This is a genomic window from Microbulbifer aggregans, from assembly GCF_020524005.1.
Taxonomy (GTDB): domain Bacteria; phylum Pseudomonadota; class Gammaproteobacteria; order Pseudomonadales; family Cellvibrionaceae; genus Microbulbifer; species Microbulbifer aggregans_A.
Genome location: NZ_JAIVKK010000001.1, coordinates 112,929 through 133,578, shown reverse-complemented (window position 1 = coordinate 133,578; position 20,650 = coordinate 112,929). Strand labels below are relative to the sequence as shown.

19 protein-coding genes and 12 tRNA genes are annotated in these 20,650 nt (G+C 53.8%); 5 read left to right on the top strand and 26 right to left on the bottom strand.

Annotation, left to right across the window (positions count from 1 at the left end; translation table 11 throughout):
• Positions 1-29 precede the first annotated feature (29 nt).
• From LC093_RS00635 to LC093_RS00620, 4 genes are all read right to left on the bottom strand, one after another.
• Positions 30-422 carry an MAPEG family protein gene (locus LC093_RS00635; protein WP_226660949.1) on the bottom strand — a complete coding sequence of 131 codons (393 nt, stop codon included), beginning with the start codon at positions 420-422 and terminating at the stop codon, positions 30-32.
• Positions 423-516: 94 nt separating this feature from the next.
• Positions 517-1,773 (bottom strand): amidohydrolase family protein, encoded by a 1,257-nt coding sequence (locus tag LC093_RS00630; RefSeq protein ID WP_226660947.1) that lies wholly within the window; start codon positions 1,771-1,773, stop codon positions 517-519.
• A 62-nt stretch (positions 1,774-1,835) separates the two neighbouring features.
• The gene (locus LC093_RS00625) at positions 1,836-3,248 is read right to left on the bottom strand and encodes an amidohydrolase (protein ID WP_226660946.1); all 1,413 of its coding nucleotides are present in this window, start codon (positions 3,246-3,248) and stop codon (positions 1,836-1,838) included.
• A gap of 268 nt (positions 3,249-3,516) precedes the next feature.
• Positions 3,517-3,816, bottom strand: a complete 300-nt coding sequence (locus LC093_RS00620; protein ID WP_226660944.1) for a hypothetical protein — start codon at positions 3,814-3,816, stop codon at positions 3,517-3,519.
• A gap of 151 nt (positions 3,817-3,967) precedes the next feature.
• Here LC093_RS00620 and LC093_RS00615 point away from each other — a divergent pair, with 151 nt between their 5' ends.
• The gene (locus LC093_RS00615; RefSeq protein WP_226660942.1) at positions 3,968-4,357 is read left to right on the top strand and encodes a YchJ family protein; all 390 of its coding nucleotides are present in this window, start codon (positions 3,968-3,970) and stop codon (positions 4,355-4,357) included.
• Positions 4,358-4,433: 76 nt separating this feature from the next.
• Here the strand turns inward: LC093_RS00615 and LC093_RS00610 are convergent, their stop codons facing one another.
• From LC093_RS00610 to LC093_RS00580, 7 genes are all read right to left on the bottom strand, one after another.
• On the bottom strand, positions 4,434-5,612 hold the full coding sequence (locus tag LC093_RS00610; protein WP_226662395.1) for a glutathionylspermidine synthase family protein: 1,179 nt from the start codon (positions 5,610-5,612) through the stop codon (positions 4,434-4,436).
• An 11-nt stretch (positions 5,613-5,623) separates the two neighbouring features.
• Positions 5,624-6,223: a DUF1190 domain-containing protein gene (locus LC093_RS00605; protein ID WP_226660941.1), complete on the bottom strand. Its 600-nt coding sequence runs from the start codon at positions 6,221-6,223 to the stop codon at positions 5,624-5,626.
• Between the two features lie 14 nt (positions 6,224-6,237).
• Positions 6,238-6,654 carry a DUF350 domain-containing protein gene (locus tag LC093_RS00600; protein ID WP_226660939.1) on the bottom strand — a complete coding sequence of 139 codons (417 nt, stop codon included), beginning with the start codon at positions 6,652-6,654 and terminating at the stop codon, positions 6,238-6,240.
• A gap of 15 nt (positions 6,655-6,669) precedes the next feature.
• Complete coding sequence (locus tag LC093_RS00595) at positions 6,670-7,320, bottom strand: YjfK family protein (RefSeq protein WP_226660937.1); 651 nt, start codon at positions 7,318-7,320, stop codon at positions 6,670-6,672.
• Positions 7,305-8,288: a potassium channel family protein gene (locus tag LC093_RS00590; RefSeq protein WP_226660935.1), complete on the bottom strand. Its 984-nt coding sequence runs from the start codon at positions 8,286-8,288 to the stop codon at positions 7,305-7,307. Before LC093_RS00590 ends, LC093_RS00595 begins: the two co-directional genes overlap by 16 nt.
• 92 nt (positions 8,289-8,380) lie before the next feature.
• On the bottom strand, positions 8,381-9,076 hold the full coding sequence (locus LC093_RS00585) for a PspA/IM30 family protein (protein ID WP_226660933.1): 696 nt from the start codon (positions 9,074-9,076) through the stop codon (positions 8,381-8,383).
• A complete protein-coding gene (locus tag LC093_RS00580) occupies positions 9,073-9,477 on the bottom strand; it encodes a DUF2170 family protein (RefSeq protein ID WP_226660931.1) in 405 nt (134 codons plus the stop codon). The genes LC093_RS00585 and LC093_RS00580 overlap by 4 nt, the downstream gene beginning before the upstream one ends.
• 133 nt (positions 9,478-9,610) lie before the next feature.
• Here LC093_RS00580 and LC093_RS00575 point away from each other — a divergent pair, with 133 nt between their 5' ends.
• Positions 9,611-9,907 (top strand): DUF6471 domain-containing protein, encoded by a 297-nt coding sequence (locus tag LC093_RS00575; RefSeq protein WP_226660929.1) that lies wholly within the window; start codon positions 9,611-9,613, stop codon positions 9,905-9,907.
• Between the two features lie 18 nt (positions 9,908-9,925).
• Here the strand turns inward: LC093_RS00575 and LC093_RS00570 are convergent, their stop codons facing one another.
• Positions 9,926-12,658, bottom strand: coding sequence for a DEAD/DEAH box helicase (locus LC093_RS00570; RefSeq protein WP_226660928.1), 2,733 nt, complete (start codon positions 12,656-12,658; stop codon positions 9,926-9,928).
• A 204-nt stretch (positions 12,659-12,862) separates the two neighbouring features.
• Positions 12,863-14,071: an RtcB family protein gene (locus tag LC093_RS00565; RefSeq protein WP_226660926.1), complete on the bottom strand. Its 1,209-nt coding sequence runs from the start codon at positions 14,069-14,071 to the stop codon at positions 12,863-12,865.
• A 136-nt stretch (positions 14,072-14,207) separates the two neighbouring features.
• Between LC093_RS00565 and LC093_RS00560 the strand changes: the two genes are divergently transcribed.
• Positions 14,208-14,945 carry a pseudouridine synthase gene (locus LC093_RS00560; RefSeq protein WP_226660924.1) on the top strand — a complete coding sequence of 246 codons (738 nt, stop codon included), beginning with the start codon at positions 14,208-14,210 and terminating at the stop codon, positions 14,943-14,945.
• Between the two features lie 12 nt (positions 14,946-14,957).
• Here the strand turns inward: LC093_RS00560 and LC093_RS00555 are convergent, their stop codons facing one another.
• The 13 genes from LC093_RS00555 to LC093_RS00495 all read right to left on the bottom strand — a co-directional run bounded on the left by LC093_RS00555 (position 14,958) and on the right by LC093_RS00495 (position 18,690).
• Positions 14,958-15,548, bottom strand: a complete 591-nt coding sequence (locus LC093_RS00555; RefSeq protein ID WP_226660922.1) for an HNH endonuclease — start codon at positions 15,546-15,548, stop codon at positions 14,958-14,960.
• A gap of 41 nt (positions 15,549-15,589) precedes the next feature.
• Positions 15,590-15,665: transfer RNA gene (locus tag LC093_RS00550), tRNA-Arg, on the bottom strand.
• Positions 15,666-16,006: 341 nt separating this feature from the next.
• A tRNA-Arg gene (locus LC093_RS00545) sits at positions 16,007-16,084 on the bottom strand.
• Between the two features lie 16 nt (positions 16,085-16,100).
• A tRNA-Thr gene (locus LC093_RS00540) sits at positions 16,101-16,178 on the bottom strand.
• A 97-nt stretch (positions 16,179-16,275) separates the two neighbouring features.
• A tRNA-Ser gene (locus LC093_RS00535) sits at positions 16,276-16,365 on the bottom strand.
• Positions 16,366-16,485: 120 nt separating this feature from the next.
• Positions 16,486-16,564 (bottom strand) — tRNA-Arg (locus tag LC093_RS00530).
• A 4-nt stretch (positions 16,565-16,568) separates the two neighbouring features.
• Positions 16,569-16,644: transfer RNA gene (locus LC093_RS00525), tRNA-Asn, on the bottom strand.
• 4 nt (positions 16,645-16,648) lie between these two features.
• Positions 16,649-16,725 (bottom strand) — tRNA-Trp (locus LC093_RS00520).
• A 12-nt stretch (positions 16,726-16,737) separates the two neighbouring features.
• A tRNA-Lys gene (locus LC093_RS00515) sits at positions 16,738-16,814 on the bottom strand.
• Between the two features lie 18 nt (positions 16,815-16,832).
• Positions 16,833-16,907 (bottom strand) — tRNA-Glu (locus tag LC093_RS00510).
• A gap of 4 nt (positions 16,908-16,911) precedes the next feature.
• Positions 16,912-16,986: transfer RNA gene (locus tag LC093_RS00505), tRNA-Ile, on the bottom strand.
• Positions 16,987-17,582: 596 nt separating this feature from the next.
• Positions 17,583-17,658 (bottom strand) — tRNA-Met (locus LC093_RS00500).
• Between the two features lie 357 nt (positions 17,659-18,015).
• The gene (locus LC093_RS00495; RefSeq protein ID WP_226660920.1) at positions 18,016-18,690 is read right to left on the bottom strand and encodes a hypothetical protein; all 675 of its coding nucleotides are present in this window, start codon (positions 18,688-18,690) and stop codon (positions 18,016-18,018) included.
• Between the two features lie 347 nt (positions 18,691-19,037).
• On the opposite strand from LC093_RS00495, the gene LC093_RS00490 reads away from it, so the two are divergent.
• Both LC093_RS00490 and LC093_RS00485 read left to right on the top strand, forming a co-directional pair.
• Positions 19,038-19,114 (top strand) — tRNA-Arg (locus LC093_RS00490).
• A gap of 677 nt (positions 19,115-19,791) precedes the next feature.
• On the top strand, positions 19,792-20,592 hold the full coding sequence (locus LC093_RS00485; protein ID WP_226660919.1) for a class I SAM-dependent methyltransferase: 801 nt from the start codon (positions 19,792-19,794) through the stop codon (positions 20,590-20,592).
• Positions 20,593-20,650 lie beyond the last annotated feature (58 nt).

The window sequence follows — 20,650 nt, the reverse complement described above, 5'->3', positions numbered from 1 at the left end:
TTTTTATGCACGCCCGATAGCGGCATGCCTCAGAATATCGACAGGATATCAATAACGGCGAGCACCAGGATTACCAGCCAACTCAGGGCGGTACCGGTGAATCGACCAAAGTGATACCCCCCTTTGCCCGCGATAAAACCGACGGCATGCAGCGCACGCGCCAGCAGCAGCGCACCACCAAGGCAATGCAACCACACCGCAGACAACCCATTGATTTCCGCGATAAGCATAAGAATCAGTGCCAGCGGTACATATTCCACCGCGTTGGCATGAGCGCGGACCACCACCTCACCGAAATGATGCCCTCCCGTACCAACCCCCACTTTATTACCACGCCGGAACGCTACTACCCGATAGGCCAGCGCCAATATCAGTAGCGCACTGAGCCCCGCATAAAGGGCAGTAATTTTGACACTCAACATCTCGCTTCCTCCAAATGAAAACATGGCTCCAGCTATTCCCACAGCGAATCAATATATTCCGCGGAATCCCGGAGCCCCGTTATAAATCCTTCAATCAATTTTTATAGGCGTGCCCATAACCCGGCTGCGGCTTCAGGTACCGATCCCGCAAGCGGGTAGATCGGGTCACCAGTGATTGCGGCTTGCCGTCAATCAGTACCGCCTCGGCGTAACTGGTAACCTCCAGCGGATCCCCGCTCCACACAACCAGGTCTGCCACTTCACCGGGAGCAATTACCCCGCCCTTGAGACCAAAGATTTTGGCCACATTGGCAGAGACCGCTCTAACACCCTCTTCATACGGCAGACCGAACGCCACCGCATTGCCGGCCGCCTGGCGGGACAGGTAACTGTTATGGGAACCCCCATAGCCCGGGCCGCTGATCGCCACGGTAACACCAGCCTTGTTCAACAGGGCGGCATTTTCCATTCGTGCACCCAGCCGCTCAAAGGCATCAGGGCTATTGCTCATCGCATCGATAACCACCGGAACACCTGCAGCAGCCAATTGATCAGAAACCATCCAACCTTCCGCAGCGCCCTCAATGACCAGTTTCAGGTTGAACGCCTTCGCCAGCGCCAGTACCTGCAGGATATCGCTGGCGCGGTTTGCGCCGATCATAGCCATTTGCTCACCGTTCAGCAGCGGCTGCAGTGCCTCCAGGTCGGCAACCGAATGTGTGAGATCGCGCCATTCACCACGACGGATCGCAGCCTTGTTTTCCGCATACTCCCGCGCTTCGTCCAGGGCACTCCTGAGCTGCGCAAACGCATTGGCCCTGCTGCCGCCGGCCAGCGACCCTCCGTATTCTCCCAGATAGATTCTCTGCACCAGCCCGGCCTTGGCCACACTGTCAAAGGCCCCATTCAATTTGATCGCAAAGCCCTGGCCGGCAAAGATATTTTCTTGACTGCCCGGCGTAACAATCGCACGCGTCAAACCGCCCGCACGATTGAACGGGATCAGGGTGGAGTGTGGATTGAACGCGACCGACGGATCAAATGCGGCGCCAACAGACTGACCTGCCACCGCATTATCATTAGTGGATGCTGCTGCACTGATTTCTGTCAGCCCCAACTCACTGTGCGGCGCGATAAAGCCCGGAGCGACCACCTTGCCCGCCGCGTCGATAACTGTATCGGCCGGAATACTGCCGAGGTCAGCGGCAACCTGCTCGATACGACCGTCGCGAATCAAAATGTCGGCCTGCTCCAGAGTACCTGCGTCACTCAGGGAAATAACCTTCCCCCCTTTGATCAGCAGGGATTCCGCACTGGCAAAAGGTGCAAGTGCGAACAACAAACAGGTCATAGCCGTTCGTACTGTGCGGCTGGCAAAGCGATTCAGATTCTTTTGGTTATTTGATGTAGTGTTCACAGGCGCACTCCTTCCGCTTCCAGTATGCCCAGCTCAAAGTCACTATGGGGTTGGCGAGACTTGTCATCGCGGTCATACATCATCACGCCGTCGATAAAGACCTTTTCCGCCTTGGAGTAAACACTGAACGGATTACCGGACCAGATCACCACATCGCCCATCTTGCCTTTTTCCAGGCTGCCCGTAGCTTTCTCGATACCCAGCGCTCGGGCCGGATTCATGGTCATCCATACCACCGCATCTTTCGGCTGAATATCGAAACCCGCTCTCTGGCCCGCCACCATGGCTTTTGCGGTTTCTTCGTTCAGGCGCTGGATACCCACTTCAGAATCCGAGTGGATCATTGCACAGCCTTTGGCCTGGTCGACAATTGCGATATTCGCTTCCGTCATATCGAATGCTTCGTGCTTGAAGCCCCACCAGTCCGCCCACATCGCCGCGCACACTTTGTTCTTGGCCAGCAAATCAGCGACTTTGTAGGCCTCTACCGCATGGTGGAAAGTGGAAACCTGGAAGCCAAACTCATTGGCAATATCCATCATGATGGCCATTTCCTCACCGCGATAGCAGTGGTTGTGCACCAGGATATCGCCGTTCAGCACACCGGCAAGGGTCTCCATCTGAAGATCCCGGTCGGGCTCGTCACCACCGTTTTTTTGGAATTCTTCCCATTTCTTTTTATAGGCACTGGCCTCAATCCAGGCCTGGCGGTAACCGGCGACGTTACCCATACGGGTTGACGGCAAAGTGCCCTTGCCTCCGTACACCCGCTTGGGGTTTTCACCACAGGCCATTTTCAGGCCGTAGGGGGCACCCGGAAACTTCATATCCTGCACGCTGCGACCCGGTACATTCTTGAGTGTCACTCCGCGGCCACCAAACAGGTTGGCAGAGCCCGGCAGGATTTGCAGCGTGGTCACACCACCGGCAAGCGCCAGGGGAAATTGCGGGTCCTGGGTCCAGACCGAATGTTCCGCCCAAACCTGCGCCGTGTTCGGCGCGGTCATCTCGTTACCATCCTGAGAGGATTCAATCGCCGGCGCCGGGTAGTCTCCGAGGTGAGAATGTACATCAATGATGCCCGGCGTGACCCACTTGCCTGCTGCATCAATAACTTCGGCCTTGCGCGGGGCTTTCAACCCTTTACCCACTGCCTTGATCTTGCCATCCTGCAGCAGGATATCCGCCCCATCCAACTGCTCGCCGGTGCCAGTGAGCAGGTTTGCACCACGAATCAGCACCGGTGCCGACTCGGCCGCAATATATGTCGATGGAAATGCATCCTGCCGGGCAAAATCTGCGGTTTTGCTATCGGCCTTTTCCTCGCCATTTCCGCAGCCCCCTAACAACAGCGCGCCGCCTAGTGCCAACCCTAAAGGCAGCGCAGACTTCAATCGGTGGACTCGCATACCCCCTCCTTCTCGTCAGTTATATAAATATTTGGGGCTCATGCTATCAGCAAAACCGGGATACGCCATCTCTTTGCAAAATCAGAACTGCAACCCAACAGGGAACAAGAGATGGTTCAGAGGAAAGGATGTGAAGTGCAAACGAAGGCGGACGAACGTCTAAACAAGGAAAGAAGAAAAACGCTGGAAAGCCGCACCAGTAGATTAGCCGGCTATCGCGAAATTAAACCGGGGCAGGAAACGAAACATATCGTGGGAATTTTACCACTCAATAATGCAGCAGCTTGATGATACGCTCCCCATTGTCACATTCGCCCACGACCTCAGGCTCCGAGATTTTTGACCCCTCCTGGATCACCTTGTTAGACGGGTAGGAAACGAAACAGGCAAAGTTAAAATTCACCGCCCAGTTGCAGCGCAAAAGGCCATCGTCTTCTTTGTAGAAGCGCTCCTGACAGAAACTCAGATAAGGACTCTGGCCACCACCAACCCGTGATGTTCCATTGCCTGTATCCTGCGCCATCACCAGCGCAGGCGCCAGAACTGCACCTAACCACCACCGACTCATAGCATCACCGCTGCCAAGCGAAGTTGTACTTTCTGAGACTAGCAGCTGGAGTCACCGATTTCCTCCAAGCGAACCAGACCAAGCAGTTCTGGTATTTTCCGCAATGGGCCGACCGCTGGTATCATGCCGCATCGATTCACTTGAGGTAGCCATGCCGAATAACTGCCCCTGCTGCTCCGGAAAACCTTTTTCCCAGTGCTGCGAAATCTACCTGTCCGGTAACGCCTACCCGAATACCGCAGAGGCGTTAATGCGCAGCCGCTACAGCGCCTTCACCCTGGGCAAGCTCGCCTACCTGAAAAAGACCTGGCACCCGGATACTTGCCCGGAGCTGAGTGCAGAAGATCTGCAAACCGAGTGGCGAAAACTTGAAGTTATCAAAACCAAGCAGGGGCTCAAAAAGTCGATCGTGGAGTTCAAGGCCTGGTTTGAGGACGGCGGGGAAGCGCGCGCGTTGCACGAAATTTCACTGTTTAAACTGTACAAAAAGCGCTGGGTTTATGTGGAGCCTCTGGATACGTGGCCATCCGGCAGTAAATAAGCTTAAGCAATAATGTCTCGGAAAGTCCCGCCAACAAGGTGTCGACGGGACAATACCTGTGAAACCAGATCCAGATTTAGAGAATAATATGCGGCAGGTAGCGGCTGGAATCCTGAGTGATCAGACCACTGTCTTCACGAATGGAAATGCCGGCGGCCTCATCATCTATCAGCCAACTGCCGACAAGCGTGTAATTGGCACCAAACTTCGGCAGCGGGTGTAAAGCCTGATAGACAAACCCCTCCTCTCCGTAGGGGCCATCCGACAGAAGTTCAGATTGCTGTTCATTACCCGACTGAACCCCGGATTGCACAATGGAAATATTGGCGCCCTCACGGGAGAAAATCGGCTTTTTGACCAGCGCACCCACATCCCCGGCCTTACTCAGCTCATCCTCAAAGAATGCCGGCAACAAGTTGGGATGCCCCGGATGCAACTTCCACAAGGTCGGCAAAAGCGCTTTGTTAGACAGAATCGACTTCCATGGCGGCTCCAGCCAACGGACATTACTGTCCTCCAGATATTCACCGTAAGCTTCCCGGAACATGAACTCCCAGGGGTAAAGCTTAAACATCCAGGTGATAACCTGGTCTTTAAGGTCGGCAAAGCGTCCTTCCGCATCGACGCCGATATCTTCCATGAACACGAAATGCTCACTGATTCCCGCCTCCCGTGCACAGTCCTGAAGATACTGAACAGTACCACGATCTTCTTCCGTGTCTTTACAGCAGGCGAAGTGCAGTGCCCGGTCAGGGGTCAGGAATTGCAGGTCGCGAAAACGATTAACCAGTTTTTCCTGCAGACTGTTGAACTGATCTGCCTGCCGCGGCAACGCCCCGCGATCGACATTGTCCTCAAGCCATAGCCACTGCCAGAAACCGGTTTCAAACAGACTGGTTGGCGTATCCGCATTATTTTCATACAGCTTGGCCGGGCCCTGTCCGGCATAGGCAAAATCAAAACGGGAGTAGAGGCTGGGATCGCCGTTTTGCCAGGAGTCTCGCACGAGATTCCAGTGACACTCCGGGATACGGAAGCGGCGCATGAGTTCGTCATCCGCCACCACACGATTCACCACATCGAGGCACATCTGGTGAATTTCTTCGGTCGGCGCCTCGAGATCCTGCTCAATCTGCTTGAGGGAAAACTGGTAGTACGCAGACTCATCCCAGTATGGCTCGCCATACATGGTGTGAAATCCAAAACCGAATTCCCGCGCACGTTCCTTCCAGTCCGGGCGCGGGTTTATGGGCATGCGCAGCAAGGTTAGCCCCCCCAGCCTCCGGAGCGACCACCACCCCAGCTGGACTTCGCCGAAGCTACCGAACCAAACCCACCACGGGAAACCGTTTTGGTGACGGTCGGCTTGGGCTTGGTTGCGGAGCTAGGTACCGTGTAGCTAGCCTTGCCGGAACGGCCGACAACACTGCCATCGGCAGTCATCAGTCGATCATAGTGGCTGGAATAAGGGTTGGAGTAGCGATAGACCGGGTTGTAGTAGTAATGCCGATCTCGATCCAGCATCTGACCAACCATGAATCCAGTCATCAGCGGGAGCCAAAAACTCCCGGACTGGCGACAGCTTCCGAACTCCACTTCGCATTGATGACGGGCGTCATATTTGGGGCCCGTACGTTCGGCCTCACGCAATGCCTGCTGGTACGCCGCCTCGCACTGCTCTCGATTCAGTTCAGTGCTGTCGACACAATCGTCGACTGATGCGACGACCTTTACCTCTTCCTTCGAGCTACAACCCATCAGGGCTGCAACGATACCGAGGGCTACCGGGCGCATAACAAAATTGCGGCCAGCCGCCTTGCGCATGCTTTCGAGGTTAATGGCTCGTGTTCGTTTTATCCGCGTCATGACATGCCCTCCAATTAGTAGGACATGCACGCAGCGTTCAGCACGCCGACGGAAATGGTAGTAGCAGCCAGCATGACGCCAGCGCTGATTTCACCGTCCTCGATACGAGAAACCACTTGCGGCATAAACAGGAAACGAATAATGGCAAATGCAATAATCTGGGCAACCAACGCGATCAGAGCCCAGGTACCAAAATCCACAAGGGACACGGAATTGCTCGCTGCGCCGCCAAGAGCAATAGCAAATCCAAGCACCGCACCACCAAAGCCAATGGCTGCAGCCGTGTTGTTCTGCTCACGGATTAACTTCCATTCGTCATGCGGGGTGACCAGGGTGTAAAGAAACTTGAAAGCTACCAACAACACCATGGACAACCCAAAATAGGTGCCGAAATGCAGGATACCAGTCATCAAATCATAAGGCTGGTCCATCGATACTTCTCCTTGTTAACCGTGAATCGTAATTTGAGATGGTGAGAGTGAAATGCCGGTGCTAAGCACCAGGCAACGACTGAGGTACCCCCCAGTCTCGAGTTTTTCTTCTGCGGACAGGAACAGGGATTCAGTGCGCTGATCCGACAACGGACGCTCGAACAGCATGGTGAACTGATCCGTACTGGAGTGGTTCCCATCCTCGTCGTAGGTGGTTTCTTCCATATGCACAGGGTTATGGTAATCCCCAGCTGCTGTCCAGACTCGCTCGTAGGTACGGCCGTCCAGAGAATAGCTAGCAGTACCGATTTCGCGCTGCAACAGGCTGTCCCAGGCACTTTGGCCGGACACATCGCGGGTATCGTAGAAATGGAAGAGTTTTACATCGACCACGCACTCATCACGTTGCCCACCTTCCGCAACAACCTGTAACCAGGCGTCATCGTCGGTATAAAAGCGGTAGACCCAGGTGCCATCCATATCGACAACACCTGCGGCCTTGATAATCTGCGTGGGTTCAAAAGAATCTATGGCCAATTGATCCAGAACCAGGCGTATTGCCAGGGGATCAATCTCGAAGCTCGCACCAATACGCAACCCCATAATCTCAGGGGTTTGCGGCTTCACTTCCGGCTTTTTGAATTTATTGATCAGTTTGTCAAACATTCGCCGAGCCCTTCCCTGCCGGTAACTTTTACATCAAAACAGCGTTTTTCCGGTAAACGCTCCGCGGCGATGTAATACACGGTATCGCCGGCGGCGACATTTTCATTCAACGCCGGATTAATAGCAATCTTCTGTTCACCGGTGCGACGAACACCAATTAGCGTTGCCGCCAGTTCATGCTTGAAATGATCAAAAAGTGCACCAGCCGAAAGCGGCTGCTCACCCTGATAAACCACACTGTACTGTGTCATACCGTAAGTACTGTCGAGCAGCTGACGATGCAAACGTGCAGAACCCGGGTCAAGGGATGACTTGGCCAACATTTCCACAGCTACGGAAGGGATGCATTCAATATTGGGACAGTGCGCACGCAGAAGCTCACCGACATTCTCATCCTGGAAATAGGCCGTTTTATGGCTATCCGGGCTCAATTTGTCACAAAAAAGTGCGGTGGTCAGCGTCACGTCATCCAGCGGGTTGTCGATGATAATCCGTGCTGCCCTGTCCAGGCTCGCCCGCTGCATGCTCTCCGCATGAGAGAAAGACTCTACCCGCACAAAATCAATTTTATGGGGCATCGGATTCTCAATATCCGCTTCTACACACAGTACGATATCGGATGCATCGCCATTGGTTTTTGACAATAGCAACTCGATCAACCGCAGCGTGCGCGCGCTGTTCCAGCCAATGATAACGGTATGGTTTTCATGCTTCATCTTGCGTAAACCCTTTTTGCCCCGCTGCACAAATTCAGAGATTCCGAAACCTACCCGGGTAATGATCATCGCAAACAGGCTTAGCCCCACGGGAATGACCCAAAGACTGACCGCGAGTTTGCCTGACGGTGTTGTAGGAGAAAAATCACCGTATCCAACCGTCGACGCTGTCACCACCAACCAGTAGAAGAAGTTTTCCGGAGCAACGATGTCTGCTTCACCAGCAAAAGACAGCAAAACGTAGCAGCCCAAGACATACAATGCCGTTGCCGCCAGGACCGTAGTTCCAGAGGCCCTAATAAAAAGCGACGCCAGAAGGCGTCGCACTTTATACAACAACATGATTAAGCCTGGGTGCGCTTGGCCAGCAGCTGCGCCAGCTTATCGCTTCCGTTCACCTGGCCGCCGGGTGTGATACCCGCAGCTTTCAGCTTGGCATCCAGGCTGGAGCCGGACTCATCCGCTGCCAACTCTTCAGCCGCTTCCAGCTCCGCTGCGCGTTGCTGCTGCTTGGCCTTGATGCGCTCCATGCTATCCAGCGCGGTCTTTACCTTGCTGTTCGCCCCCATATGGCGGGTGGAAACCGCAACCTGCGCCTTCTGTACAGACTCAGTGGCCTTGATCTGGTCGATCTGTTGCTCCATGCGACGCACGTTGGCCTTGGCCTTGGAGATATTGGTCTTCAGGGAAGACTCGGAAGTGTGGAAACCCTGCAGAAGGCCCTGTTCCACTTCCAGCTGGGATTCCAGCTCCGCAACTCGCTCGGCACATTCAATTGCCAGAGTGTCATCACCCTTCTCACTCGCTGAGATTGCGTGATTGGTGTAATTGTCGATATCCGCCTGCAGCGCCTTCACCTTGTTATCAGCCAATTTACGCTTGGCCATAATTTTGGTCAGGTTTTCGTCACAGGCCTTCAGCTCGGTTTTTGCATCGCGCAATTCCTGGTCGAGGATACGCAGGGACTGGCTGTCGGCAATCGCCTCGGTACCTTCATTTACAGCGCCACGCAGGGCGGTCCAGATTTTTTTCAGGCTCATGCTACTTCCTCCAGTTCAAAATGTGCGGCGTAGAGATCCAGAAGGTCGCCCACATTGGCAAAAAGAGTTTCAACTTCTTCGATAACCACTTCGTCCTTGCTGGATACCGACAAAGCACCGAAAGCTACGTAGTAGTCTTCGCCACCGATATTGTTGATCGCCACTGTGGTCAATGGCACCAGCTGATGCGTTTGCAGAATCAGCTTGTTCAGCGCCGCCTGGTCATTTACCTGGCTGACGGGAAACAGAATGCTCTCTACGACGATCTGGCGCTCGCCCACATAAACAAAGGCGTCAACACCTTCATCGTTGGAGACGCTAAGGCAATCGCCCTCAGCCTCGACCACCCAGTCTGGGTGCTGCTCAGCAAGCTGGCGCAGATTTTCGTTGTTCCAGGTCATTTCAACTCCCTTGTTGATGTGGAATATGAGTCACAAATATAACAGCAAAATTTTTAGGGTCAATGCCCAATCGACACTTTTGTTGCAAATAAGACACACACGGTTATCATAAGCAACAAACAGAGAGGACACTATGGATCCAAAGCAAAGCGTCGAAAACCACCGCGCCCTGACCCCGTACAAGCAGGCCATTGCCCGCTATGTGCGCGCGTCCATGGCATTGAAGAACGTGCGCTACAACGACCTGGCCGGCGCCCTCGCCGAACGCGGTATCACCGTCACACCGGAGAATCTGCGCAGCAAGGTCAGTAAATGTATGTTCTCAGCCGATCTTTTCGTCGCAATCATTGATGTTCTGGGCGTAGAAGACACGGCAATGCCTGATATCCTCAAGCAGGCCAGAGAAACATCCCGGAAAGATGAATACTAAATGATGGCCAGCAGCCCATTATTCAATGACCGGATCCCCGGGCGCCATGCCTTTCTCTACCCGGCCGTCAATCCGGCTTAGCATCCTGGCAACACACGCTTCGCGGTCATTTTCCCATTGCCTGTATGCCAGGGGCACCAGCGATATGCCAGCCCGGTGTAGTGCCTGATAAACATTGATTGAAAAATATTCAGAAAAATCTCCCGGGTAACCAATCAGGTCAATACCCAACAAGCACCCTGCCCGCTCACAGACAATGTCAATTTCATGTCCCGCAATGGTAAGGCCCACCCAGACATTCACACCGTGATCAACCAGCGACGCTTTCACTGCATCCGCGAACCGGCAGTAGTTTACCGTCCCGACAGCGCTGACGGCCTGATGATTGTGAGATAGGTAGCGCGCGAAGAGGTTGTCTTGCGTAAGCTCACCCCCATCGATGGAATGGAACACCACCTGCCGGCGCTTCGCCCTGGTCACCGCCACATTGAACATATCCGCGCGGTTCAGATATGCACCAGCCCGTTTGGATTCAACGTCAATAGCAAAAGACAACAGCATCAGATCCCGCTCTTCCCCCTGAAATCCGTAGGGCGTCGCAACCCGCACTGAATAAGCGGCCAGCTCCTCTGCGCTCAGGGATTTGCGCACGGCTTTATCGATATATTCCGCCTGCTCACGGTAAGGAGACAGCACACCGACCGAAGGCTTCACAGGAGCACCCGCAAATTGATCAATATGTGCCCGGATTTCCCGCACTACCTCATCCCGCTCAAGACGGTTTCTACCACTCGCGGAACGGCGACCTGCGACCGGCCGGAATTCCAGGGCCGATTGAAGCGAAGCGCTGGGACGCGCCTGCATAATTTTAAGGCGATCATTATAAAAATACTGATTGCTGAAGCTGATCAGTTCCGGCGCACTGCGATAATGTTCATCCAGCATCGTCACCGCAGCCTGGCTCTCAATCACAGCGGACACCACATCCAGCAACGACTGGTCTCGATACCCGTATTGAGACTGGGGTGACAACTCGCCCAGACAGTCCCGCCAGATTTTCTCTTGGGCTACAGAAGATAGAAAGGAAACGTGCCTGAGTTGCTTCCCATCCCCAACAATCACAGCACGTTTTGCCCGCTGAATAGCCGGTAATGCACTCGCGATATCACATTGTGTGGATTCGTCAAAGATCACCAGGTCAAACAGCGACTCATGAAACGGCAATACCTGGCTAACCTCATCGAGGCCAACAAGCCAAATCGGGTAGGCTTTCAGGATCACATCAAAATCCAGCTGTGCAAATCGCTCAGCCTGACGCTTGGAGGTCCGAGACCTGAGCGCCTGGTCAAACAGCGACAACGCACCGCGCTTACGTGCGAGCAATGTTTCCAGGCAGTCCAGTCGGTAGGTATTAAGGTAATCTGTCGCCGCTTTCTCGAACCGGGCACGACGCGTTGCAATAGACTCCGCTCGCTCCCATAGCGCGCTCAGGTTGATAAGTGGAGAATACAGAGAGCCGAGTACGCGGCTCAGCCAGCCAGGCGTTTTTTCAGACCCCAGTCGCCGTACAATCCGTAACGCCCGCTCAAATCGCCGCTCGTGTCCAACCAGGTCCTTACGCGCCGTCAACAACGCTTTTCTTACATCTGACAAGGATCGGTGGCCACTATCGAGCCCTTCTTTGAGCATCGAGTCCAGGTGCGCTTTCAGGCTATGGGAGAACCCCCGCTCGCCGGCTCTTACCAGGCCGGCCTGCAACCCATAGCCCTCACTCAGTTTTTCTCCGACGACATCGATAGCCTGGGGTGTTTTGGAGACAATAAGAACCGACTCCCCCTGCAGCATCCGATCAATAGCCATGGCCGCAATGGTGAAACTCTTGCCGGTACCCGGAGGACCGGACACTAAACTCAGGCCGAAGTGAGCGGCATTGTGCAGGGCTTTTTTCTGGGTTTCATTGAGCAAACCCGGCAGCATCTCGGGGGTGCTGCTGGATACCCTGCATTCCGCAACGCCGCCACCGAGTACTTGCCTCAGCGGCCGGGAATAGGATGCACAATTTACGAGGCCCGCCAGTTCGTGCAATACGCCTCGTACGCCCCGCGAGCGATCAGCCAGGACGACACAACAGGCCGTTGCGAGCCTTAACCCCCCGCCCGCCTTTCCAGAGCCTCGCAGGATTTCACCCTCATCGAGCAGGCGCGGCCATCGGCCAAGTTCTTCCAGGCCGCTCAGTTCAGAATACTGATGCAGCCAGCGCCCCATAGCAGCGACCTGGCTTGAGTCCAGCGGCCACTGGGGAACGGGGAATCGCTCAACCACCGCCGAATCTACATTGGGCTTCAACAGCGAACGCAACAGGGGAAGATTTGCACGCACATCGGAAGTATCGACTTCCAGGAAAATGTCTTCGTCCCGGTTTAGTGTGGCGGGCACATAAATAAGCGGAGAACAGATGTTACGCTGCGAAGAGAAGCCACCTGCGCTGGCCACACGACCAGTCACAATAAACAGGCCAAACAGTAAACGTTTTTCCCTGCGATAAGTATCAGCCTGCTCCAGTAAGGACGCCGCTACATCGCCGACCAGGGGGATACGATGCAATTGCCCACTCCCCAACAAATCTTCACCTTCGATGAAGTATCGGCGGGATTTGGGGAGTTTCTCGATATTTGAAATAGAAAGATCGTAACTATCGGCTCTATAACAGCGACGAAAATACTCAACCAACGGACGAAAGCGATCTGACATGCCGGCCACTTATTCTTTAAATACCGGCCTATTGTATGCGCATCTGGTAACAGCTAATAGTAAAGGGGCATCCTCTGTCCCGAACGAGCAAGAACCGAGATGCCCCACGCATTAGCCTGAGCAAATAACAGCCACACGTACGTACCAACTTAATCGGGCTTTATACGCCACCAAAAGCTTTAACAACACCAGGTGTGTTTTCTCCTAGCCTTTTACACAGACCACTTGCCGCAAGGTATGCACCACATCCACCAGATCCCGCTGATTTTCCATTACCTGGTCGATATCCTTATAAGCTGCCGGAATTTCGTCAATCACACCCTTGTCCTTACGGCACTGGACACCCTGCGTCTGCGCTTCCAGATCTGCGGTAGTAAAACGCTTTCGTGCCGCCGTTCGGCTCATCCTGCGACCCGCGCCGTGGGCAAAGGAGCAAAAGGACTCCGGGTTCCCGCGCCCCCGCACGATATAGGACCTGGCCCCCATTGATCCGGGAATAATGCCAAGCTGATCTCGCTGGGCGCTGATGGCCCCTTTGCGTGTAACGAAAACATCACGACCAAAATGCTGCTCCCTGACCAGATAATTATGGTGACAGTTGATTGCCTCTGAAGTCAGGGTAAATGGAGACAGCTGCTCCTGAAGTACCTCCACAATCAACTTCATCATTTCCTGACGGTTTACACGCGCATATTCCTGAGCCCAGTGCACCGCCTGGATATAATCGTCGAAATGTGGATTCCCTTCTCTGAAATATGCCAGATCCCTGTCAGGCAGATTCTGGATGTGCCCTTCCATATCCTGCTTTGCAAGCCGAATAAAATGCTGGCCAATCGCATTGCCGATACCGCGACTGCCGGAGTGCAACATGACCCAAACACGGTCGCTCTCATCGAGGCAGATCTCGATAAAGTGATTACCTCCGCCCAGCGTGCCCAGCTGGGTTACCCAGGTATCCCTCGGATCGCGTATTTTCTTCAGCATCTCTGGATGTTTGGTGAACAGCCGATCAGCGCCCGCCGCGAGATCCTTGGCGGCCAACTCCCGGGCATTGCGCCATTTATGGCGAGCAAAGCCCACCGGAACACGGCTTTCTATTGCTTCACGCAGCGGTTTCAGGTTGTCGGGTAGCTGGTCGGCACGTAAAGAAGTGCGTATTGCATTCATACCGCAGCCAATATCCACCCCTACTGCCGCGGGAATAACCGCGCCAAGCGTAGGAATCACAGAACCGACGGTCGCGCCAATCCCCATATGCACGTCAGGCATAGCCGCAACATGCGAATGGATAATCGGGAGCTGAGCAATATTCTTCAGTTGCTGCAAAGCCGCCGCTTCTATGTCTTCGGTGTAGATTCGCACCGGCACGGTCCCCAGCGCCCCATCCTCATTGATTACCACTTTTACAGGCATAACGGTCTCCCTGTTCCTGCCCCAACTTATAGAGTGATATTACTTTCAGGGTAACTGGCTTTGCTCAGTCCCTATTGTCGATTGAGAATCAAACACCGCCTATAATCAGGCCATTGTGCTTATCCGATGATGTGTAATGAACCCGGAACTCCTATACGAAGACCAGTACTTCATAGCCGCCTACAAACCGGAAGGCTGGCTGGTACACCGCTCCGATATTGACAAGCATGAGCATCGCTTTTTGCTGCAATATATGCGCGACCTCGTAGGCGCCCGCCTGTACCCGATACACCGCCTGGACAAGCCAACCTCGGGCATCATTCTGTTCGCGAAAACACCTGAAATCGCCGCAGCCCTGCAGGAACAATTGACGAGCGACCGTGCAACCAAATGCTACCTGGCGGTTTGCCGAGGCTACTGCCCGGAACAGGGGGTAATTGACCATCCACTGCCTCCGGTAAACGACTTCAAACACCAGCGCAAGCGCCCAAAGGCCGATCTTCCCCGGCAAGAAGCGATTACCCGGTACCGGCGCCTCGCTACGATTGAATTGCCGATTGCCGTCGACCGCTACCCCAGCAGCCGCTACTCACTGGTTGAGGTCGAGCTCATCACAGGCCGGCGGCACCAGATCCGCCGCCATTTCAAGCACCTCTCCCACCCGCTGATCGGCTGTCCGAAATACGGTAAATCGCTACACAACCGTATGTTTGCCGAGCAGTTTGGATGTGGCCGACTGTTGCTTCATGCGTGCTCACTTGAACTGGATCACCCCGTCACCGGCGAACGAATGCACTTGAACGCACCGCCCCGGGGTGAATTTCTCACTCTGTTACAGCGCTTTAACTGGCCAATTCCGGCTCCCAAAAAATAAATCCCTGCCACCTCAGTTCCTCTTCAATACCGATAACTGCCAGATATTTGCTTTTCCGTCCCAATCCCGATTTCGACTGAGTCCGGACTGCAGATAAGCCATCTGATCCACCAGGATGGTATGCGCTTGCAACAGCACTGATTCGAATCGATTGGGTACAAAAGGCACCGCCAACAGGCTCATTCCGGCCTCCTCCGGTGTCCGGGCCCCTTTTGCCTGGTTACAGCGTTTACAGGCTGCACAGGTGTTTTCCCAGATATCCAAGCCGCCGCGCGATACGGGAACAATATGATCCCGGGTCAGCCCGCTTCGTGTGAATTGCTCGCCGCAGTACAGGCACATGTACTGATCCCGGGCAAAAAGCTTTGCATTGGTCAGCGACGGCGCTCCGCGAGGAACGCGGCTCACCCGACAGCCTGCAATCACAGGTGCAATATCCAGAGCAGAGCGCAGCCCACTGCGGTTATAGCCGCCGCGCAGGGCCTGGGCTGGTGAGCCGAGCTCCCACAGAACCTGCTCTCTCGTGTACAGACAGGCCGCTGCTTCCAGCGAAATCCAACGCAAGGGCATTCCCCCCGCATCCAGATACAGTACTCTCGCCATTGTTCCACCTCCTCTTGGAACGCCAGATGGCTGCAAATGAGTGGCGCGCCCGGAGGGACTCGAACCCCCACGCGGGAACTTAGAACGATCCTGCTCTGCCAATTGAGCTACGAGCGCCCTGCATTTTTACAAACGTTACCCGGTCATTGGTGTGGTAACCCCGCGCGATCAGGTACTGCATTGCCTGCCTCCTGTCCTCGGGTGTTACCTGGTTCAATACCACCTGCGCGGGCAGTACATGCTTGCCATTACACCAGGCGAGAAATCCAATCAGGCTCTCGCGACTCGATGTGGGCTGAATAATCTGCAACAGGCTCACGGGGTATTCCCGCATCAGCTGCTTGGCTCCCACATAGTTGCTAACGGTCAAGCCCGCGCCGAACTCACGGGTACCAATAATCAGCCTCATAAGCACCCTCCTTTGGATTATTGAGCTTTAACTTTTGGTCTTCGTTTACTGGCAATCGCGGCCGGGATCGAACCGACAACCTCAAGCTTCGGAAACTTGCGCTCTTGTCCAATTGAGCTACGCGATCGCAAACTGAGTAAATCTGGTGCCCGCGGTCCGGATTCGAACCGACCACCTGCCGCTTACAAGGCGGCTGCTCTCGCCAACTGAGCTACACGGGCAGAATTGGCAGGCGGTCCGGGATTCGAACCCGGGACTCGAGCTTCAGAGGCTCGCGAGTTACCAACTACTCTCAACCGCCATCAATGAGTACAAAATTGGCGGAGCCAGAAGGATTCGAACCTTCGCGGCCACAAAACGGCCACCGGATTAGCAATCCGGCACATTTGCCCACTCTGTCATGGCTCCGCAGTTTCCATACCGTTCAACCGAATAATTGATCACCGCCCCACCCTCGCAGTAATCACGGCTGGCCTTGCGCCAGCCCCCTTGCAACGAATCGGGAGAAGGATTTGACCGCTGCATAATTGGCGTGCCCGGCAGGACTCGAACCTGCAATCACCGGTTTCGTAGACCGGCACCTTCAATCCCATTAGGCCACGGGCACAATCTGGCTCGGGGAGCCGGGTTCGAACCGGCGACCTCCTGGTTAACAGCCAGGCGCTCTACCGTCTGAGCTATCCCCAAACTCTGGCGGGCCAGGCAGGGCTTGAACCTGCAACCACCGGTTTTGGAATCCGGTGCTCTACCAAATTGAGCTACTGACCCGAGCAAAATTCATGGTTGGAGCGGCGGGAATCGAACCCGCTTGACCCTGGTTAAAAGCCAGGTGCATCGCGCCGGTCTGCCACGCTCCAACCATGAACTCTGCTAACTGGTATCCCCAACGGGGTTCGAACCCGTATCTGCTGCTTGAAAGGCAACTGTCCTGACCGTTAGACGATGGGGACAAATTGGTTGCGGTGGACAGATTTGAACTGTCGCGTACACCCTTATCAGGAGTGGGCTCTACCACTGAGCTACACCGCATCCGCTAATCGAAAATTTTTTAAAAAGTGCACAAGGATCGCCCACGCACACTTTTTCCACCCAAAAGAAAACCCGGCTGGTAAAAATCACCAACCGGGTTCTTGCGTTTCATCGTCAAGCATCCGGTTGGCGCGCAGCCGACCGGACAGGTCGCACTACGCCTTCATACGTTCACCAAAATTAATCTCGCTGCCCAGGGGCTTACTGCTTAATGGTTGCCATACGAAAATTCTGAGCAGCGCGCGGGCATACAAATCCCGCCCCCAGCATGAGGGGTGATTTGGTATCGTTTTGTATTGATGCAAACCGAACATTGTCGTTTCCCGGTGGTTTTTGCCGCGCCGCGGCTTCTACTCAGAAAAAAGGACACTGTGTATCCCAAACTCATTTTTAAAAACTAACACGAAACCAGCATTACGCAACCCCAAAAAAGAATATTTTTATTTATTTTTCAATAACTTACAAAATAAAAACTGAGTAAAAACCTACCGTCAATTCAGTATATAAACAGGGGCTTCGATGCCGGTAGGAGCGCGCTCTCATACGCTCAGCTCAGTCTCATTTTCAGCAATCTGTTCAACATAAATCCCTTCAACTGGTAGTCCGTGGCGGAATTAATCCGCCTCCTCTCGCTTATGAAGCAAGTGCTCTTACCCGATGAGCTACCGGACCAGAAAATAAAAACCCCCCGGAGGCGAACCTACGGGGGGTTTGATTCCACACCGGAAGGCTCGCGCCTCCCGGATTCCAGGAGGACACTATTTCAGATTTTTCTCACTACGCGCAATCGCACACCACAACCCTTGTGGCGCGGGTAGCGATATACGACGAAAACCTCTAAACAATGTACTCATGGCAATATCCTGAAAAACTTGGTGTGAATATTAGCGGCCTGTCGAAATTTAACAATAGTTAATGATAAATAGATGTGCGTAATTCAACCTAACTCGCGCTCTTCAAATGTAAAAACAGCCAAATCTGAAAAACGATGAATTCGAAACACCGTCACAATGGAGAACAACAACACATTCACCGAAGGCTTTCTGAATTTGCCCTTTGAATTTGTTGTGCAAGAGCCATATGTTCTGGCCCTCTCCGCTTGCGTCGCCGCCGATGCTTGCGGATAACAATGGGGGTTTGCCGAGCCAATAGCCTGAAGGCATTCACTGCTATCAGGGCAATACCACCTAACTCAAGAATCCAGTTGATCCGAACCCCAAGCAGTTCAAACCCAATCAATCGATCCATTCCATGGAACGATGAAGCGCGCACAACAATAAATATCGCCAGCGCACATAGCCCGGAAATTGCCAGCACATGATAACGAAGCAGCTTGCGATACTGGTAGAGAAGCCAGGTCGTCGCCGCGACACCGCCCAGCAACACGCTCAGGATAAACAGCTTCTGGAACGATCGCCGGTTGTCGTAGAGATCGGCTTCCCGAAACAACACGCGGAAAATATCCGTAAACAGGGATTGAAGATCCAACTGTTTATTGAACCCAAGAAACAACATGGCGACAGTAATCAGCATCCATAGCCGCTTCTGCTTGTCCCGCCGGCCCTGAAATAGCCAATCGCTGCGCATCACAACAAAAAGCCCAAGGACAAACGTGACGAAATATGCCACTACAGTCAGCCATCCCATCACCGTCGGATCGCCGATACCCGGCTCCCATCTGATTTGCTCAATAAACCTGTTCAAAAGCCTACTACCCTGTTTGGCACCCAAATCAGCCCTGATTATATGCAGGGAACGTCCCGGAAAACTCCATAATCAGGGGAAGGCATGCGACGATTGGCACCTGATACCACTATCATGGCCCCAATCATCAACTGACCGGCAGCCCTACCTGCTTACGTCGCCCCTTCCCTACTTTCAGTCTAGCGCTGTTCATGGCACCGGGCGGGGTAACCCTCTGGCAGCCCCCAAATACGCGCCAGAGCCAACCACCAATCGGCCGATTGGTCCCTAACCGACTGATTTCTATATTTTTTTGAAAATTCCACTTGACCTCCAACGGATGAATCCGTATTGTTCGCGGCCTCAACGCGCTCGTAGCTCAGCTGGATAGAGTACCTGGCTACGAACCAGGCGGTCGGAGGTTCGAATCCTCCCGAGCGCGCCATACAAAAAAAGCCCGATCCGAAAGGATCGGGCTTTTTTTGTATGGCAAGTTCGGGCGGTGGACGAACCTCCCAGGTTCGATTAACTCGCGCAGCGAGTTAAGACCGAGCAGAGCGAGCCCGAAGGGGCAAAAAACACCCAAGTGTTTTTTGAGTCCATCCTCCCGGAACCGCACTGCCATGCCTGTTCCTATATGCCAAGCTCTAGCGGCAGACGAACCTCCCAGGTTCGATTAACTCGCGCCAGCGAGTTAAGGCCGAGCAACGCGAGCCCGAAGGGTCAAAAAACACCCAAGTGTTTTTTGATTCCATCCTCCCCCAAGCACTCTGCCACCATACCGACGACTCGAACTCGATCAAAGCTGAGCTGAGCTGAGCAGTCAATTCGATAAGAAATCACTGCCCCCCTTAAAATACCCCCCGTATCAACGCTTCGTCATCCCCGAGAAACTGAAGAAATATAAATAGTAGAAACAAAAGGATTAGGCTTCTCTTATTACCTAATGAGTTCAGGCATGAAAGAAATCCAGGGATGACCAATGTTGCCCCTGAAGCAAGATAAATGGAGCAGCTTGATATAAGTCAAAAACAGCGATCTATATCAAAAAACTTCGATATAAATGAAAACTGTTCTGCGCTAAGGTTCTTAAAACACAATAAAGCTGAAGCGGGAGCCGCCATGAGCAAAGCATATAATGAAATGTCTTATGTAGAGATCGCAGCAATCTACAACGACATCAATAATATTCCTCTCGATGCTGCGGCCGCGCTTGGCCAATCGGCTGCCGAACTCGTCGGCGAAGGCGCAAAGATCATGGATTTCGGTGGTGGAGCCGGGCGAATTTCCGTCCCGATTGCTGCGCATACTGACATGATTGCAATGGATATTGAGCATCACATGCTCAAGGCCTCAAAGAAGTTGGCAGAGGATCGCAACATCCCTGCTCGACAAACCGTTGGCACCGTTTTGCAAACACCATTTGCCACCAACACATTCGATGCGGTGATCACCACCAACGTATTACACCAGATTAAATTCTGGCGGGATGCACTGAAAGAAGCCGCACGTGTCCTGAAGCCGGACGGTACCTTTATCATCGGCCGCGATGTCCTCGACGAAGAGTCTGGTGCAGGCCAGCTCAGAAGCCAGTCCCGTATGTTCACCCTGGACATTGCCCCTGAAATGCACCCTACCGACGCGGCTGGTCCAGCTCTATTCCAGGAAATTCAGAAGCTCGGCGGACAGATGACTCGTCCGATCGTTGCGTGCAGCTGGGTCGAAAAAGTTTCCGTAGCCGAAATCCTCGAGCGAATGGAGAACGGGATACACAATGAAACCTGGAGCCTGACAAGGGAACAGATCAATGCCCTTATGGCTAAGGTTCGCCCCTGGGCTGAGTCACATTTTGACGATATCCACGCGGTTGAAGATGTGAAGTGGGAGTTCCACCTGTATCCGATTACAGGCATCGGCAAGTAGTCCATACCGGTGGTTGAGGTTTAGCCCCTGTCGCCTTGCGACAAATATTCTAATAACG

Coding starts and splice junctions, on each gene's coding strand:
- LC093_RS00635 (WP_226660949.1), bottom strand. CDS start 422: ATGTTGAGTGTCAAAATTACTGCCCTTTATGCGGGGCTCAGTGCGCTA.
- LC093_RS00630 (WP_226660947.1), bottom strand. CDS start 1,773: ATGACCTGTTTGTTGTTCGCACTTGCACCTTTTGCCAGTGCGGAATCC.
- LC093_RS00625 (WP_226660946.1), bottom strand. CDS start 3,248: ATGCGAGTCCACCGATTGAAGTCTGCGCTGCCTTTAGGGTTGGCACTA.
- LC093_RS00620 (WP_226660944.1), bottom strand. CDS start 3,816: ATGAGTCGGTGGTGGTTAGGTGCAGTTCTGGCGCCTGCGCTGGTGATG.
- LC093_RS00615 (WP_226660942.1), top strand. CDS start 3,968: ATGCCGAATAACTGCCCCTGCTGCTCCGGAAAACCTTTTTCCCAGTGC.
- LC093_RS00610 (WP_226662395.1), bottom strand. CDS start 5,612: ATGCCCATAAACCCGCGCCCGGACTGGAAGGAACGTGCGCGGGAATTC.
- LC093_RS00605 (WP_226660941.1), bottom strand. CDS start 6,223: ATGACGCGGATAAAACGAACACGAGCCATTAACCTCGAAAGCATGCGC.
- LC093_RS00600 (WP_226660939.1), bottom strand. CDS start 6,654: ATGGACCAGCCTTATGATTTGATGACTGGTATCCTGCATTTCGGCACC.
- LC093_RS00595 (WP_226660937.1), bottom strand. CDS start 7,320: ATGTTTGACAAACTGATCAATAAATTCAAAAAGCCGGAAGTGAAGCCG.
- LC093_RS00585 (WP_226660933.1), bottom strand. CDS start 9,076: ATGAGCCTGAAAAAAATCTGGACCGCCCTGCGTGGCGCTGTAAATGAA.
- LC093_RS00580 (WP_226660931.1), bottom strand. CDS start 9,477: ATGACCTGGAACAACGAAAATCTGCGCCAGCTTGCTGAGCAGCACCCA.
- LC093_RS00575 (WP_226660929.1), top strand. CDS start 9,611: ATGGATCCAAAGCAAAGCGTCGAAAACCACCGCGCCCTGACCCCGTAC.
- LC093_RS00570 (WP_226660928.1), bottom strand. CDS start 12,658: ATGTCAGATCGCTTTCGTCCGTTGGTTGAGTATTTTCGTCGCTGTTAT.
- LC093_RS00565 (WP_226660926.1), bottom strand. CDS start 14,071: ATGCCTGTAAAAGTGGTAATCAATGAGGATGGGGCGCTGGGGACCGTG.
- LC093_RS00560 (WP_226660924.1), top strand. CDS start 14,208: ATGAACCCGGAACTCCTATACGAAGACCAGTACTTCATAGCCGCCTAC.
- LC093_RS00555 (WP_226660922.1), bottom strand. CDS start 15,548: ATGGCGAGAGTACTGTATCTGGATGCGGGGGGAATGCCCTTGCGTTGG.
- LC093_RS00485 (WP_226660919.1), top strand. CDS start 19,792: ATGAGCAAAGCATATAATGAAATGTCTTATGTAGAGATCGCAGCAATC.